A 14852-nucleotide genomic window follows, 5' to 3' on the forward strand; every position below is an offset into this window, starting at 1 on the left:
GGATTCGTTGCTGGACATGGTTCCTCCGTCCGTGACGTACAGCACACCAAAGCACCGTGGCGTCCGTCCAGAAATAGAGGAACCTCTACCATCGCTCCACTTGGCTGGATAGATTCACAACATGTTCACGCTGGCGTCCCTGCTGGAAGACGAGTCGCTGGGCCTCCGGGCCCTGGTTCCGGGCCCGCCGGGGGCCCTGGAGGAACCGGTCGCCTGGGTCCACAACACCGAGCTGCCCGACCCGTCCGGCTACGTGCGGCGGCGCGAGCTGGTGCTGACCAACGGCCTGTGGGACGACCGGATCGCGGCCTCCGGGTTCGTCGCCAACGTCCAGCGGGCCCAGGCGGCGGGCATCGTGTTCGGCCTGCGCCCGGAGCGCCGCACCACGCCGGAGGAGCTGGTCGCCGCCTGCCGCGACGCGGGCGTGCCCCTGCTGGAGATCGCGGCGGCGGTGCCGTTCACCGCGATCTCCGAGGCCGTCGCCACCCGTTACACCGAGGAGCGCCAGGGCGCGCTGGTCGGCATGGTGCGCCGGGGGGACGCGCTGGCCACGGCGATCTCGCGGGGCGCGGGCGCGTCCGGGGTCCTGCGGGTGCTGCGCCGCGACCACGAGCTGCCGCTCGCGGTCGTCGACCGGATGGGCCGGCTGCTGGCCTCGGCCGGGACGGAGCTGGACGCCGCCCAGCTCCACACGGTCGCCACGGGGCTGACCCGCCGTCCGCCGCCCCTGGAACTCGACCTCGGCGCCGCCGGACGCGCCGCGCTGTACCTGGTCGGGGCGGTCGGCGACGTGGACGCGGCGCTGATCTGCCTGCGCCCGGTGAGCGAGCTGACGCGCGTCGAGCAGGACGCGCTGGACCAGGCGGCGCGCTTCCTCAGCCTGGAGGTCGCCAAGCAGCAGGCCGTGCAGGCGATCGAGCTGCGGTTCGCCAGCGAGCTGCTGGAGATGGTGCTGTCGGGCGGCAGCCGCGACGCCGAGGTCCCCGGGCGGCTGCGCGCGTTCGGCGTCGACCCCGAGGGGCCGCTCGCGGTGTGGACGACGGCGTTCGCGGGCCCGGAGGCGACCCTGCCCGGGCTCGCCGAGGTGGTCGGCGAGTTCTTCGTCGCCGCCGGCGTCCCGGTCGTGGTGGCGGCCGGATCGCAGGACGTGGTGGCCGTCCTGTCGTGGCGGCACGGCGAGCGAGAGGCGGCGCCCCTCGCCGAGCGGCTCGCCGCCGCCGTGGGGGAGCGGTTCCCCGGACACCGCGCCGTCGTGGGCCTCGGCGGGACCGCCCGGGGCCCGGCGGGGCTGCGCGAACCGCTCATCAGGTCGCGGGAGGTCTGCCGCACCCTGCGGCGGGGCGGCGCCGGGCCCGCCGTCCGGACCTTCGCCGAGCTCGGCCCGCACCGGCTCCTGCTCGGGACGCAGAACGCCGCCGCCCTGCGGACCCTGGCCGACGGCGTGCTCGCGCCGGTGCGCGAGCACGACGCCAGGCGGGACGGCGAGCTGGAGGCCACGCTGCGCGCGTTCCTGGACCACGACGGGCACTGGCAGGCCACCGCCGCCGCCCTCCGGGTGCACGTCAACACGCTGCGGAACCGGCTCGCCAAGATCGGTGAGCTGACCGGCCGCGACACCTCCCGCACCGCCGACCGCGTCGACCTCTTCCTGGCCCTGCGCGCCGCCGACATGGTCTGACGTCCCCGGCCGCGGCGCCGCGGGCGGTCAGTGCGGGTGGACGTCCGGGTCCACCAGCGGCGGGCGGTGGGGGCGCGGCCGGACGTCCGGGTCGGCGAACGCCGCCTCCGCCACGTCCCGGCAGCGGGCGAACGCCACGTCACCGCACTCCTGCGCGTACTCGATGAACCGGCGCAGCGCCAGCGCCCGGCCCGGACGCCCGGACAGGAACGGGTGCACGCAGAGGTTGAACAGGCACCCGTAGTGCCGCATGCCGTCCAGCTCCGCGCGCCACAGCTCCAGCACCTTGTGCGGCGACTCGATGACCGAGCCGACGTGCGGCTCGGGCAGGAACGCGTACTGCTCCCAGTCGTCCAGCGACCAGTGCACCGGCAGCTCGACGATCTCGCCCGCCGCGGCCCGGACCCGGTAGGGCCGGTCGTCGCCCATCAGGGACGAGTCGTAGCGCAGCCCGTGCTCGGCCACCAGCTCCGCCGTGGTCCAGGACGCCTCCCACAGCGCCGCCCGGTGCCCGGCGATCTCGATGCCCTGCCCGGCGAACACCTCCAGGGCGCGCTCGAAGTCCGCGCGCTCCTCCTCCGGGGACATCGACGTGGGCGGACGGTGGGCGTAGGAGTGGTGCGCCACCTCGTGCCCGCGCTCGACGATGGAGGCGGCCAGCCCCGGGCGCCGCTCGGCCACCCAGCCCGGCACGAAGAACGTCGCCGGGACCTCCATCTCGTCCAGCAGAGCCAGGATCCGGGGCAGCCCCACGTCCGGCCCGTAGGCCTGGTGGGACATGGTGCTCGCGTGCGCGGCGTACCGGCCGCCCTGGGCGAGGACGGGCGTCTCGGCGTCCACGTCGAAGCCCAGGGCCACCACCGCGGCGGCCCCTCCGCGCCAGCTTCGGGCCATGTCCCCGTCCCCTTCCTCGCCCCCGGCCGCCGGATCAGGCGTCCGCACCGGCCGCCAGCCCCCAGCGCCGGGCGTTGTCCAGGGTGACCATCGGCGACAGCATCGCATGGTCGAACGGCTCGGACGCCGTGCCCTCGGCGAGGCGGCGCGGCAGGTCGGGGTTCACCAGCGCCGCCCGGGCCACCGAGACCAGGTCGGCGTGGCCGTCCGCCAGGACCTGCGCCGACAGGTCCGCGTCGTGCATCCCGCCGTTGGCGATCACCGGCAGGCCGCTCACCCGGCGGGCCAGGCCGGTGACGGTGAGCCCCCGGTCCAGCCGCGCGGAGTCGAGCCAGTTGCGCCCCTCGCTCGCGACGTGCAGGTAGCTCGCGCCCGCCTCGGCCAGCGCGGCGAAGATCACCTCGGCGTCGTGGGCGCCGCCGGGCCAGCGGTACCGGAAGTCGTTCACCTTGGTCTGCGACACCCGGACCCCGACGCGCCAGTCCGGTCCCACCTCCGCGCGGACCGCCGCGACGACCTCCGCCGCCAGGCGCACCCGGGCCGCGACCGGCCCGCCGTAGGAGTCCTCGCGCAGGTTGGTGTAGTCGGTGAGGAACTGGTCCAGCAGGTAGCCGTTGGCGGCGTGGATCTCCACACCGTCGAACCCGGCGCGCCTGGCGTTCGCCGCCGAGGCGACGAAACCGTCCACGGCCTGCCCGATGTCGTCCAGGCTCATCTCCCGGGGCGCCGCCCATGGGCCGTGCCCGCCGTACTCGGGCATCTTGACGCCCTGCGGCACCACCGCCGACGGTCCCGCGGTCTCGTCGCGATAGGGGTTGCCCTGCGACAGGGCGCCCGCGTGCATCAGCTGGGCCACGATGGCGCCTCCGGCCTCGTGCACGCCGGCGGTGACCTCCTTCCAGGCGGACACGTGGCGCTCCGACACCAGGCCCGGCTGGTTGAGGTAGCCCTGGCTGTAGACGGCGTCGGTGTAGGTCCCCTCGGTGACGACCAGGCCGAACCCGCCGCGCGCGAACCGCGCGTAGTACTCGGCCATCTCTTGCGTCGGCGTGCCGTCCGGCAAGGCCGAGACCCGCGTCATGGGCGCCACCACCAGGCGGTTGGACGTGCGCAGCCCGCCGACGTGTCCCGGCTCCAGCGCCGGGTGCGCGACTGTGACGGTCATCTTCTCTCTCCTTCTCGTTGTCGTTCCCGGACCGGGTCGAGGCCGGTCCGCCTCACAGGACGTCGATCGCCATCGGGGTCGGGCCGTCGCCGTTGATCCCGGCCAGGTCCTGCGGGCACGCCGACACGACGACCACGCAGTCCATCGCCGCCTCGAAGGTGACCGCGTCGCCGGCCCGGCTCTCGGCGGCCAGCCACCGCAGCCGCCCGGACTCCTCCACCGGGATCCGCATGAACACGTTGACCGGCTGCGGGACGGTGGCGATCGACAGCCCCATCTCCGCCAGCGCCGATTCCAGGTTCCCCGCGCACGAGGCGTGCCCCGGGACCCCGAGCCCCTCGTACCGGGCGGGGTCGCACGCGGCGATCAGCATGTCGTGCGAGCCCGGCGAGGTGTCGCCCTCCAGGGTCAGGATGGGCCTGCGCCTATCGGTGACGAACGCCTCGCCCACCCGCGGGAACAGCCGGCTCGTCACGCTGCGGGTGTGCGCGGCGCTCAGGTGCTCGCGCGGATCGTCCGCGGCGAACGCGAACAGGTCGCCGACCTGGCCGCCCTCCACGTCCACGACCCGCACCCGCCGCCCGGCTGCCACCCGCACCGCCCGGCCTTCGCCGGCGGGCACCAACGTCCGTTCCATCGTCACCATGCCGCCCAGCACACCACCGGATGGACAGGCCAGGCCATGGAGCTTCATCCAGGTATGGGTGGCGACAATGAACTTTCATCCATGGTCGGACGTCCTGAGCAGGTCGCCGTCCGGCTTGTTCGTCGGGCGTGCCCGCTTTCGCACCGCGCGGGCGGGCCGCCGGGCGCGCGTGCTCTCGGTCACGGCCGGTGACCGGCAGGCGTGGTTACCGGTCAGTCGCTTCCTGGCTCCCCGCGCCGCCCCCGCCCTGCCCGCCGCGCGGGGCCCGAGGCGGGACCGGAACCGGGGCGGCCGTGAATAATCATGGCGCTCCGTCCGATTCTCTCTGCTATGGGCGGTACTCTTCCCGCAGCGTTCGTGCGTGATGACGGCGCCCGGGGCAGAGAGGGAGCACGGCTTTTGAGCAAGGGAACAGGCGATGCGCATCTTCCGGAGCTGTTGCGCTCCCGACGGGATGTCATTCTTGACCGGTGGGTCGACCTGGTCGTCGCGGGGGTGCGCGGCCGCATCACGGAGAGTGAGCTCAGAGCCGAGCTCTCCGAGCTGTACGGGCTGATCGAGAGGTCGACCGGCGGCGAGAGGGAGGCGGCCGGGGAACTCCGGGCCGCGCTGACCGAGATCTCCCGCACCCGCGCCCGGCAGGGCTTCAGCCCGAGCGAGACCGCGGTGAGCGTGTTCGCGCTCAAGCAGGCGGTGCTGGAGCAGGTCGGCGCCATCGGCGACGTGGCGGCGTACGCCGAGTTCGTGGCGTTCTCCTCCGGTGTCGACGATCTGGGGCTGCTGACCTTCGAGACCTACGCCGCCGCGCGCGAGCAGGTCATCGCCGACCAGACCGAGCAGCTGCTCGAACTGTCCACGCCGGTGGTGAAGCTGTGGGAGGGGATCCTCGGGGTCCCGCTGGTGGGCACGCTCGACTCCGCGCGCACGCAGGTGGTGATGGAGACCCTGCTGGAGCGCCTGGTCGAGACGGGCTCGCAGTTCGCGGTGATCGACATCACCGGGGTCCCGGCCGTGGACACCGAGGTGGCCCAGCACCTGCTGAAGACGGTGATGGCGGCCAGGCTGATGGGCACCGACTGCGTGATCTCCGGCATCCGCCCGCAGATCGCCCAGACGATCGTGGCGCTCGGGATCGAGTTCGGCGACATTCCGACGAAGGCCTCGCTGGCCGACGCCCTGGAGTGGGCCATGGAGCGCAGCGGTACCCGCCTCGTCGGCGGGGCGGGGGCCTGATGGAGCGCGTCCCGATTCTGAAGATCGGCCAGGTGCTGCTGGTGTCGATCCAGGTCGATCTGCAGGACCAGACCGTCCTGGCGCTCCAGGAGGATCTGGCCGACCGGATCGTCAGGACGGGCGCCCGCGGCGTGATCATCGACATCACCGCGGTGGACATCGTGGACTCCTTCATCGGCCGGATGTTCGCCACCATCGCCTCGATGTCGCGGCTGATGGACGCCGAGACGGTCGTGGTGGGGATGCGGCCCGCGGTGGCGATCACCCTGGTCGAGCTGGGCCTGTCGCTCGGCGGGGTCCGCACCGCCCTGGACCTGGAGAAGGGCATGCGGCTGCTCGGCGCGCCGCTGCCGGCCATCGGGCCCGGCGCGGTGGACAGCCCGTGACGACTCCGGCGGGTGACTCCGTCCCCATCGCCTCCAACGACGACGTGGTCCGGGTGCGGCAGCTCGTGCGGGCCGCGGCGGCCGCTGCGGGGATGTCACTGGTCGACCAGACCAAGATCGTCACGGCGGCCAGCGAGCTGGCCCGCAACACCTTCGTGCACGGCGGGGGCGGCAGCGCGCGCGTGGAGCCCGTCGTCAACGCGCGGGGCCGCGCCGGCGTGCGGCTGGTGTTCACCGACACGGGCGGCGGAATTCCCGACGTGGCCCAGGCGCTGACCGAAGGGTGGACGAGCGGCGGCGGCCTCGGCCTGGGGCTGCCGGGCGCGCGGCGCCTGGCCGACGAGTTCGAGCTGGAGACCGAGGTCGGGAGGGGCACCACGGTGACGGTGACCAAGTGGATCCGCTGACCGGCACCGGATGGATGACCAGCCCCTCGGCCGGTGACGCGATCTGGTTGCGGGCCGAGGAGCCCAGCGCCGCGGCCGGCGCGCGGCGCCAGGCGGTCCGCATGGCCGAGCGGCTCGGCTTCGCGGGGGAGCGCCTCGGGCAGATCCAGCTCGCGGTGACCGAGGCGGCCACCAACCTGGCCAAGCACGCGGTCCAGGGAGAGATCCTCGTCCGGATAGTCCGGACGGGGGAGGAGGCCGCGCTGGAGCTCGTGTGCGTGGACCGGGGGCCCGGCATCACCGACGTCCCCGCGTCCCGCCTGGACGGCCATTCCACGTCCGGGACGCTCGGCCTCGGGCTCGGCTCGATCGAGCGGCTCGCCGACCGCACCGGGATGCATTCGCTTCCTGGAGCCGGCACCGTCCTGTTCGCCGGGTTCTCGCGGCTCGGTGGCAGGGCCGCCGCGGCGCCGGGGCCGCCGTTCGCCGGCCTGACCCGGCCGATCGACGGCGAGGAGGAGTGCGGCGACGCCTACGCCGCGCGGCTGGACGGCGGAACGGTGTACGCGATGGTCTGCGACGGCCTCGGGCACGGCCCTATGGCGGCGCGGGCCGCCCAGGAGGCCGTCGCGGCGATGCGCGAGGCCGTGCTGCCGGCGCGCCCCATCGACCTGCTGCGGCTGGTGCACCAGCGGCTCGGGGCGACCCGTGGCGGCGCGGTCGCCGTGGCGGCCGTGGACCCGGCGGCGGGCGCGGTGCGGTTCGCGGGGCTGGGCAACGTCGCCGGATGGATCGTCGGCCCCGACCGCCGGCACGGCATGATCTCGGTTCCGGGCATCGCCGGCGCGAAGACCAGGACGCTGCGAGAGCACGCCTACGACCTGCCCCGGGACGCCGTGGTGGTGCTGCACTCCGACGGGCTGACCGACAAGTGGGACGCCGCCGGCCGTCCCGGGCCCTCCCGCGATCCGCTGCTGATCGCCGCGGACCTGCTGCGCTCCGCCGGGGTGCGGCACGACGACCGCTGCGTCCTCGCCGTGACGACCGCCGGGCGGAGGTGAGCCGGTGGCGGAGGAACTGCTGCGTCTGCGGGTGGCCGACGACGAGGGGATCTTCGCCCTCCGCCAGGCCGGGCGGCACGTCGCCGCGGCGGTCCGCCTGGACCTCCAGGACCAGGTGCGGGTCGCCACCGCGCTCAGCGAGATCGGCCGGGAGCTGGCGGCCCACGCGGGCACGGTCGCGGTGGCCTTCCTCCTCGACCGGCGGCCGGCGCCGCGGCTGCTGGTCGAGATGGAGTACGCGCCCGCGCGGGACGCTCGCCGGCCGAAGGAGGGCGACGCCGCGGCCGCGCGCCTCATGGACCTGCTGGAGGAGACGGGCACGGAGGCGCGGCGGACCGTCCGGCTCGCGAAGGCCCTGCCCGCGGACGTCGCCGACGTGGCCGGCGCGACCCTCGCCGACCTGCGCGCCCGGCTGGGACGGCTGCAACCCGCCACCGCCCTGGAGGAGCTGCGGACACAGAACGCCGAGCTGGTCGAGGCGCTGGAGGACGTCCGGCGGCAGCGCGAGGAGCTCCGCAGGCTCAACACCGAGCTGGAGGAGACCAACCAGGGCGTGATGGCCCTCTACAACGAGCTGTCCTCCGAGCTGGAGGAGACCAACCGGGGGGTGGTGGCGCTGTACGCCGAACTGGAGGAGAAGTCCGACCAGCTCCGCGAGGCGGGCGAGGCCAAGAACCGCTTCTGGGCCAACATCAGCCACGAGCTGCGCACGCCCGTCCACGGTGTCATCGGGCTCACCCGGCTGCTGCTCGACCCCGCCGCCGAACCCCTCACCGAGGAGCAGCGGCACCAGGTCTCGCTGGTCGCCGGCGCCAGCGACACCCTGCTCTCCCTGGTGAACGAGCTGCTGGACATGGCCAAGGCCGAGCAGGGCCGGCTCGCGCCGCGCCGCACGTTCGTCGAGGTGTCCTCGATGCTGCGGCAGCTGGCGGACCTGATGACGCCCATGGCCGAGCAGTCCGGGGTGCGTCTCCGGTTCGACGCCGCCGAGGCGGGCGCCCTCATCCTCGTCACCGACGAGGTGATGCTGACCCGCATCCTGCGCAACCTGGTGGCCAACGGGCTCAAGTTCACCGACGAGGGCGAGGTGCGCCTGACGACCCGGCGCACCCCGGACCACCTGGAGTTCGCCGTCGCCGACACCGGGGTGGGCATCCCGCCCGGCGAGCAGGAGCGCGTGTTCGAGGAGTTCTACCAGGTGCCGGGCGGCAGGCCGGGAGGAACCGGGCTCGGGCTGACCTACTCCCGCCGCCTCGCCCACGCCCTCGGCGGCGACCTGTCGCTGGAGAGCGAGGTCGGCGCGGGCACGACGGTGACGCTGCGCCTGCCCGCGTACCGGAGCCTGGCCGAACTCGGCCTCACGCACGTGCTCGTCGCCGACGCGCACGACGCCGGGCGCGGGGTCCTGCGCGACGTGCTCGGCGACGTCGCCGAACGCGTCAGCGAGGCCGGCGATCCGCAGACCGTCCGCGACCTGGCGGCCGCCGCCGACCCGCCCGAGCTGATCCTGCTCGGTTCCGGCGTCTCTCCCGCCGACGCGGTCGGCGGGCCGGACGGACCGCCCCCGGGGACCGCCGTCGTGCTGATCGCCCCGTCGGACGCGGCCGTCTCGGACGAGACGCGGCCGGAGCGCGTGGACGCCGTCCTCGACCAGGCCCAGCTCGCACCGGTCATGCTCGCCGACGCGGTGGCGCGGGCGCGGGCCCGGCGGACGGCGCGGACGCCGTGACCGACGCGATACCGACCGCGACCACCCTGGTCGTCGACGACAACGAGACCAAGCGCTACATCATCGGCAGCTGGCTGCGCCGCGCCGGGCACACCGTCGTGGAGGCCGCCACCGCCGCCCAGTGCTGGGAACGGCTCGCCGAGCACCAGGTCGACCTGGTCGTCCTGGACGTCCAGCTGCCCGACGCGAACGGCATGGAGGTCTGCGAGCAGATCAAGGCCGCCCCCGCCACGGCGTCGCTGCCCGTCGTCCACATCTCCGCCGCGGCCGTCGAGGTCACCGACCGCACCAGCGGGCTGCGGCGCGGCGCCGACGCCTACATGACCGACCCCATCGACCCGGGTGAGTTCATCGCCACCGCCGAGGCGGTCCTGCGCTACTACCAGGCCCGGCGCCGGGCCGAGCGGATCGCCGAGCGGATGGCGGCCTTCACCCGCACCTCGCTGGCCATCAACGCCGCCACGACCTTCGACGGGCTCGCGGCGGTGGCGGCGCGCGGCGCCCTCGACATCTTCTCGGTGCCCTCGGCGGTGTACATCCTCCCCCCGGACGGCCAGGTGAGAAGGACCGTCCACCTGGGCGGCGAGCCGTGGAACCGGCCGTGCCCTCCCGAGGTGCCCGCGCGGCTCGCCGCGACGACCGGCCTCGGCGACGACACCGGCACCCGCGTCGCCGCCGTGCCGGAGGCGCGATGGCGGGAGCTGCTGCCCGACAGCGAACCCAGGGGCGACGTCCTGCTGGTCACCTCGCGGGCCAAGCGCGGCCGTCCCGCGATCGGCGTGGCGATCGAGGCCGTCGGCGCGTCCGACGAGGACGCCACCCACCTCCTGCGCCAGCTGGGGCAGGCGGTGGCGCTGGCGATGGAGGCGCTGCGCTCCTACACCGAGGAGCACCTGATCTCCCTGACGCTCCAGCGCAGCCTGCTGCCCGCCGTCCACCCCGCCATGCCGGGCTGGGCGTTCAGCGTCCGCTACGAGCCGGCCAGCGACCAGGCCGAGGTGGGCGGCGACTTCTACGAGGTCATCGACCGCGGCGAGGACGTCCTGGTGGCCATCGGCGACGTGCAGGGGCACTCCCTGCACGCGGCGACCGTCATGGCGGAACTGCGGCACGCGATGCGCGCCTTCGCCGCGGAGGGCCATGACATCGCCGGCATCCTCAGGCTGCTCAACAACGTGATGCAGCGCTACCACGACGACCAGACCGCCACGATGTGCCTGATGTCCCTGGACCCGCGCACGGGACGGCTCCAGGTCGCCAACGCGGGCCACCTCCCGCCCCTGCACGTCGCCGGGGGAAGGGCCGAGTACGGCGGCAGGGGCGGCCTGCTCCTCGGCTTCCCCGCCGAGCGGCTCGGCCTGGAGGAGACGAGCGTCCCGCCGGGCGGCGCCGTCGTCCTCATCACCGACGGCCTGATCGAGGACCGCACCGTCCCCCTGAGCGACAACCTCGAACGCCTCAGGACCCTCGCCGCGGACGTGGACGAGGACCTGGAGGCCTTCAGCGACCGCGTCATCGCCGAGTTCGGCCCCCGCGAGGACGACGTCGCCCTCATCGTCATGCGCCGCGACCCCTGAGTCAGGGGAGGGTGTTCTTCCAGATCCGGCCGTCCTTGACGATGACCTTCAGGTGGGCGCCGGGATCGGCCAGCAGGCCCAGGTCGCGGGTGGGGTCGCCGTCGACGAGGAGCAGGTCGGCCCACGCCCCCTCGGCGATCACTCCCAGGCGGGCGAGGTGCGGGACCCGCCCGTGCGCGGCGACGTCGGCGGGTGTCGGGTTCTGGTAGGGGTCGCGCGGCCCGGCCTCGCGGAACAGCTCGGCGTTGCCGGACGTGGCGATCTTCAGCGCCGCCAGGGCCCCGCCCGCCGGCCCGGCCGTCCGGGCGAGCATCGCGCTCTGCCGGGCGCTGCGGGCCGGGTCCAGCATCAGGTCGGTGCCGAACGCGACGCGCACGCCGTGCTTCAGAGCCCAGGCGAAGACGCGCTCCGTCCCCGCGCACACCCGCCGGTTCTTCTCGGCCGACGCCGGATCCGGGTAGGAGTGGTCGCTCTCGGCGAAGGGCTGGGTGCTGAGCCAGACGCCCTCGCCGGCCATGAAGGCGAGGTCGTCCTCCGCCGCCAGATGCCCGTGCTCGATCACCTTGACCCCCGCCTCGACCGCCCGGCGGATCCCGGCACCGGTGTAGACGTGCACGGCGACGTAGGTGCCCCAGTCGGCCGCCGCCCGCACCCCGGCGCGCAGCTCGCCGGTGGTGTACTGCAGGACGTCCAGGTGGTCGTAGGCGGACGCCACCCCGCCGCCCGCCATCATCTTGATCTGCGAGGCGCCCTTCCGCAGCTGCTCGCGCACGCCCGCGAGGACCTGCGAGGGGCCGTCGGCGATCCGCATGAGCCCCAGCCGCTCCGCGCGCGTGGCCGCCCCGCCCAGCGCGGTCGGCACGTCGTACACCATGCCGAAGTCGCCGTGCCCGCCGGTCTGGGACAGGCCCGCGTGGCTCGGGTAGATGCGCGGGCCGGGCAGCGCGCCCGCGTCGATCATCCGCTTGAGGTCGCCGGTGTCGCCGGCCATGTCGCGCACGGTCGTGAACCCGCGCATCAGCATCGCCCGGGCCTCGGCCGCGGCCCTGAGGTGACCGGCGCCGGCGCCGCCGAGCATCAGCTCGGCCTGCGTGGCCCCGGCCAGGACGAGGTGGACATGGGCGTCGCTGAGCCCGGGGATGAGCGTGCCTCCGCGCCCGTCGACGACCGTGCCGCCCGCGCCGCCCGCGGGCGGGTCCCCGTCGCCCACGGTCTTGATCTTCGTGCCCTCGACCACCACGTGCCCGGCGCGGATCCGGTCGCTCATCCCGTCGAAGATCCGCACATCGCGGATCACGATCGTCCCGGTGTCGCTCCCCTGATCCTCCACGCGGGTGTCCTGCCCGCCCGGCGTCCGGCGAGAGGGCGATCGCCAAGGGATTGCGAAGCCTTGCCGTGCCCGTGAAGCCCGGCGGCCGGCGTCGCGGCGCGCCGGTCGTTGACCCAAAGCGTGACGTCTCTTGGGCTAGTTGATCGAGGCGGCGGGCATCAGGCCGGGCGTACGAGATTTCCATCCCGCGATCACATGGCGGCGTTCCCAGGGAGTTGGCCTTTGTCCTCGGCAAACGCGCCGCCGAATACGCCGGATTCGCCGGAACCGGCGGAAAGTCCGGAACGGCGGCGGGGGATCGACCATCTGCTCACCGTCCCGAGAGGGATCGCGCAGGTCGAATTCCAGCCGAACTACTGGACCGGACTGGTCTTCCTCGTGGCGCTGTTCGTGGGCGGGTGGCAGTTCGGCGTCTTCGGGCTGCTGGGGACGGTGGCCGCCACGCTCACCGCCTACCTGTTCGGCGTCTCCTGGCGGGACCGCATCTCGCCGGGGCTGGAGGGCTTCTGCGGCACGCTGATCGGCGTCAGCCTGGTGCTCTATCTGGACGCCCGGTGGATGACGGCCGCGCTCGTCGTCGGCGGCGCGATCGCCGGCAGCGTGCTGACCTCGGCGCTGAGGATGGTCCTCGCCCCGTACGACCTGCCCACGTTCACCGCGCCCTTCTGCGTGATCACCTCCGTCATGGTGATCGGCGGGCCGTCCTTCGGCCGGGTGTGGGCGGAGCACGCGGGCTCGGCCCCGCCGTCGGAGTCCGCCCCGGGCACGGCGATGACCTGGACCTACTTCTGGAAGGGCACCTTCAACGGGGTCGGCCAGGTGTTCTTCCAGAACAAGTGGTACGTCGGACTGATCTTCCTGGCCGGGCTGGTGATCGCCGGCTGGGTCACCGGGCTGGTGGCCCTGGTCTCCAGCCTGATCGGCCTGCTCACCGGCTGGGCGCTGGGGGCGCAGGCCGCGGATCTCGGGGCCGGCCTGTACGGCTACAACTCCGTGCTGACCGGGCTCGCGCTGTTCGGAACCTTCGTCGCGGTCACCTCGGTGAGCGCCGTCTACGCCGTGATCGGCACGGTGGCGGCGGCGGGCCTGACGGCCGGCGTCGGCACCCTGTTCGAGGTGGTCGGAGGCCACACCCTCACCTGGCCTTTCGTGCTGGTGACCTGGGTTTTCCTCGCCGCCGTCCCGATGTTCAACAAGATCGAGCGCGCTGGGTGACCGCCGGTGGCGGCCGGGCGCGGAAAGGACACCGATGAACCTCACCCCGCGGGAGATGGACAAGCTGGTCCTCTTCACCGCCGCCCAGATGGCGCAGCAGCGCCGGGACAGGGGCCTGAAGCTGAACTACGCCGAGACGGTGGCGCTGATCTGCTCGGCGATCGTGGAGGCGGCCCGGGACGGCAGGACCGTCGCCGAGTGCATGGAGCTCGGCAAGCAGATCGTCGGGCCCGGCGACGTGCTGCCCGGTGTGCGCGCGATGCTGAAGCTGATCCAGGTCGAGGCCGCCTTCGACGACGGCACGAAGCTGGTCTCCTGCCACGACCCGGTCGGCGGCAAGTAGTGTCCGGAGGCCGGCGGGTCGTCCTGGTCGGCGGGCACGAGAGCCGGCAGGGCCGGTGCCTTCCGGACCTGCTCGGCCCCGGGGGCCCGCACGTCCACGCCCCGGGGAGTGACCTGCAGTCCGCGCTGCGGACGCGGGACCGGCTCGTGGCGGTGCCGATGACGCTCGGGCGCGACCCGGACCTGCCGGACGTCACCGCGCAGACCCTGCGCTGGACGGCCCGGGACCGGGCGCCGGGAGACCTGCTGCTGGCCGGGCCGCTGGGCACGACCGGGCACCTGGTCGGCTGGATCAGGGGCGCGGTGAACAGGGCGCTGCGCGACGGACCGGGGGAGCGGGCGGTCCTGCTGGTGGCGCCCGCCGCCGGGCCCGAGCCGGACGCCGAACTGTTCCGGGTGGCGCGGCTGGTGTGGCAGTACACGCCGGTCCGCTGGGTGGAGGTCGCGCTGCCGGGCGGTGAGCCGGACGTGGACGAGGGCGTCGAGCGCTGCCGGCGGCTGGGGGCGGACGAGGTCGTCCTGGTGCCCGCCTCCTTCGCTCCGGCGCCCCGCCGCGCCGACGCCAGGACCGCGGGCCCGCTTCTGGGGCCGGCGTCGCTCGGGGCGCTGATCCGCGAACGGGTGGCCGAAGCGGAACGCCGCTGGAGCCGGGACGGCGACGACGGGCTGGCACCCGCCGCCCACGGCCACGGGCACGGGCACGGCCACGATCATGCTCATCCCCAGGAAATTCCACGTCGGGTGATGGCGGACATGAAAGGGGAGGAATCCCATGTCGGATGACGTGTACATGTACGGCGAGGGCGATATCGAACTGAATGTCGGTCAGCCCAGGGAGACCATCCTGGTGCAGAACACGGGTGACCGCGCGGTCCAGGTCGGCTCGCACTTCCATTTCTTCGAGACCAACCGGGCGCTGAGGTTCGAGCGTGACAAGGCGTTCGGGAAACGGCTGGACATCCCGTCGGGAACCGCGGTCCGTTTCGAGCCCGGAGACACCAAGGAGGTGACCCTGGTCGAGTACGGCGGCGGGCTGCGGCTGGTGGGGTTCGGGGGCCTGCTCAACGGCAGCGTCCGGTCCGAGGAGGCGCACCGCACGGCGCTGCGGCGGATGCACAAGCGCGGCTACCTCGACGAGCCGGTCGAGCCGCCGAAGAAGTCGTCCAGGAAGAGCAAGTCAGCACGCTCCGGAAAGAAGGGCTGAGCCGCC

At 73.9% G+C, this 14852-nt stretch carries 15 protein-coding genes; 11 read left to right on the forward strand and 4 right to left on the reverse strand.

Annotation, left to right across the window (positions count from 1 at the left end):
* Positions 1 to 121 precede the first annotated feature (121 nt).
* A complete protein-coding gene (locus BJY14_RS30675; RefSeq protein ID WP_179846802.1) occupies positions 122 to 1678 on the forward strand; it encodes a PucR family transcriptional regulator in 1557 nt (518 codons plus the stop codon).
* A gap of 27 nt (positions 1679 to 1705) precedes the next feature.
* Here the strand turns inward: BJY14_RS30675 and BJY14_RS30680 are convergent, their stop codons facing one another.
* The 3 genes from BJY14_RS30680 to BJY14_RS30690 are packed head-to-tail and all read right to left on the reverse strand — an operon-like array spanning position 1706 to position 4431.
* Positions 1706 to 2572, reverse strand: coding sequence for a polysaccharide deacetylase family protein (locus tag BJY14_RS30680; protein WP_179846803.1), 867 nt, complete (start codon positions 2570 to 2572; stop codon positions 1706 to 1708).
* 34 nt (positions 2573 to 2606) lie between these two features.
* Positions 2607 to 3737, reverse strand: a complete 1131-nt coding sequence (locus tag BJY14_RS30685) for an oxidoreductase (protein ID WP_179846804.1) — start codon at positions 3735 to 3737, stop codon at positions 2607 to 2609.
* Positions 3738 to 3789: 52 nt separating this feature from the next.
* Positions 3790 to 4431 carry a DUF1989 domain-containing protein gene (locus BJY14_RS30690; RefSeq protein ID WP_246396170.1) on the reverse strand — a complete coding sequence of 214 codons (642 nt, stop codon included), beginning with the start codon at positions 4429 to 4431 and terminating at the stop codon, positions 3790 to 3792.
* A 390-nt stretch (positions 4432 to 4821) separates the two neighbouring features.
* Between BJY14_RS30690 and BJY14_RS30695 the strand changes: the two genes are divergently transcribed.
* The 6 genes from BJY14_RS30695 to BJY14_RS30720 are packed head-to-tail and all read left to right on the forward strand — an operon-like array spanning position 4822 to position 10755.
* The gene (locus BJY14_RS30695) at positions 4822 to 5616 is read left to right on the forward strand and encodes an RsbRD N-terminal domain-containing protein (protein ID WP_312879477.1); all 795 of its coding nucleotides are present in this window, start codon (positions 4822 to 4824) and stop codon (positions 5614 to 5616) included.
* Positions 5616 to 6002 carry an STAS domain-containing protein gene (locus BJY14_RS30700; protein WP_179846807.1) on the forward strand — a complete coding sequence of 129 codons (387 nt, stop codon included), beginning with the start codon at positions 5616 to 5618 and terminating at the stop codon, positions 6000 to 6002. The genes BJY14_RS30695 and BJY14_RS30700 overlap by 1 nt, the downstream gene beginning before the upstream one ends.
* A complete protein-coding gene (locus BJY14_RS30705) occupies positions 5999 to 6409 on the forward strand; it encodes an ATP-binding protein (RefSeq protein WP_179846808.1) in 411 nt (136 codons plus the stop codon). The genes BJY14_RS30700 and BJY14_RS30705 overlap by 4 nt, the downstream gene beginning before the upstream one ends.
* Positions 6397 to 7449, forward strand: a complete 1053-nt coding sequence (locus BJY14_RS30710; RefSeq protein WP_312879478.1) for an anti-sigma regulatory factor — start codon at positions 6397 to 6399, stop codon at positions 7447 to 7449. The genes BJY14_RS30705 and BJY14_RS30710 overlap by 13 nt, the downstream gene beginning before the upstream one ends.
* 4 nt (positions 7450 to 7453) lie before the next feature.
* Entirely contained in the window at positions 7454 to 9178 is a 1725-nt protein-coding gene (locus BJY14_RS30715; protein WP_179846809.1) for a sensor histidine kinase, read from the forward strand.
* Positions 9175 to 10755 carry a fused response regulator/phosphatase gene (locus BJY14_RS30720; protein ID WP_179846810.1) on the forward strand — a complete coding sequence of 527 codons (1581 nt, stop codon included), beginning with the start codon at positions 9175 to 9177 and terminating at the stop codon, positions 10753 to 10755. The genes BJY14_RS30715 and BJY14_RS30720 overlap by 4 nt, the downstream gene beginning before the upstream one ends.
* A gap of 1 nt (position 10756) precedes the next feature.
* On the opposite strand, the gene BJY14_RS30725 is transcribed toward BJY14_RS30720, so the two are convergent.
* Positions 10757 to 12085 (reverse strand): metal-dependent hydrolase family protein, encoded by a 1329-nt coding sequence (locus tag BJY14_RS30725; RefSeq protein ID WP_312879479.1) that lies wholly within the window; start codon positions 12083 to 12085, stop codon positions 10757 to 10759.
* Between the two features lie 222 nt (positions 12086 to 12307).
* Here BJY14_RS30725 and BJY14_RS30730 point away from each other — a divergent pair, with 222 nt between their 5' ends.
* Genes BJY14_RS30730 through ureB form a run of 4 tightly spaced genes read left to right on the forward strand, consistent with a single transcriptional unit; the run spans position 12308 to position 14846 of the window.
* The gene (locus tag BJY14_RS30730) at positions 12308 to 13300 is read left to right on the forward strand and encodes an urea transporter (protein ID WP_246396172.1); all 993 of its coding nucleotides are present in this window, start codon (positions 12308 to 12310) and stop codon (positions 13298 to 13300) included.
* A gap of 34 nt (positions 13301 to 13334) precedes the next feature.
* Positions 13335 to 13643, forward strand: a complete 309-nt coding sequence (locus BJY14_RS30735) for an urease subunit gamma (protein ID WP_179846812.1) — start codon at positions 13335 to 13337, stop codon at positions 13641 to 13643.
* Positions 13643 to 14425, forward strand: coding sequence for a sirohydrochlorin chelatase (locus tag BJY14_RS30740; protein ID WP_179846813.1), 783 nt, complete (start codon positions 13643 to 13645; stop codon positions 14423 to 14425). Before BJY14_RS30735 ends, BJY14_RS30740 begins: the two co-directional genes overlap by 1 nt.
* A complete protein-coding gene (ureB, locus tag BJY14_RS30745; protein WP_179846814.1) occupies positions 14415 to 14846 on the forward strand; it encodes an urease subunit beta in 432 nt (143 codons plus the stop codon). Before BJY14_RS30740 ends, ureB begins: the two co-directional genes overlap by 11 nt.
* Positions 14847 to 14852: the final 6 nt, after the last annotated feature.

It is taken from the genome of Actinomadura luteofluorescens (assembly GCF_013409365.1).
GTDB classification, from domain to species: domain Bacteria; phylum Actinomycetota; class Actinomycetes; order Streptosporangiales; family Streptosporangiaceae; genus Spirillospora; species Spirillospora luteofluorescens.

What these genes read in the sequence shown, in the direction of transcription:
- BJY14_RS30690 (WP_246396170.1), bottom strand. Translation starts at nt 4,431, where the DNA reads ATGAAGCTCCATGGCCTGGCCTGTCCATCCGGTGGTGTGCTGGGCGGC.
- BJY14_RS30680 (WP_179846803.1), bottom strand. Translation starts at nt 2,572, where the DNA reads ATGGCCCGAAGCTGGCGCGGAGGGGCCGCCGCGGTGGTGGCCCTGGGC.
- BJY14_RS30675 (WP_179846802.1), top strand. Translation starts at nt 122, where the DNA reads ATGTTCACGCTGGCGTCCCTGCTGGAAGACGAGTCGCTGGGCCTCCGG.
- BJY14_RS30735 (WP_179846812.1), top strand. Translation starts at nt 13,335, where the DNA reads ATGAACCTCACCCCGCGGGAGATGGACAAGCTGGTCCTCTTCACCGCC.
- BJY14_RS30685 (WP_179846804.1), bottom strand. Translation starts at nt 3,737, where the DNA reads ATGACCGTCACAGTCGCGCACCCGGCGCTGGAGCCGGGACACGTCGGC.
- BJY14_RS30700 (WP_179846807.1), top strand. Translation starts at nt 5,616, where the DNA reads ATGGAGCGCGTCCCGATTCTGAAGATCGGCCAGGTGCTGCTGGTGTCG.
- ureB (WP_179846814.1), top strand. Translation starts at nt 14,415, where the DNA reads ATGTCGGATGACGTGTACATGTACGGCGAGGGCGATATCGAACTGAAT.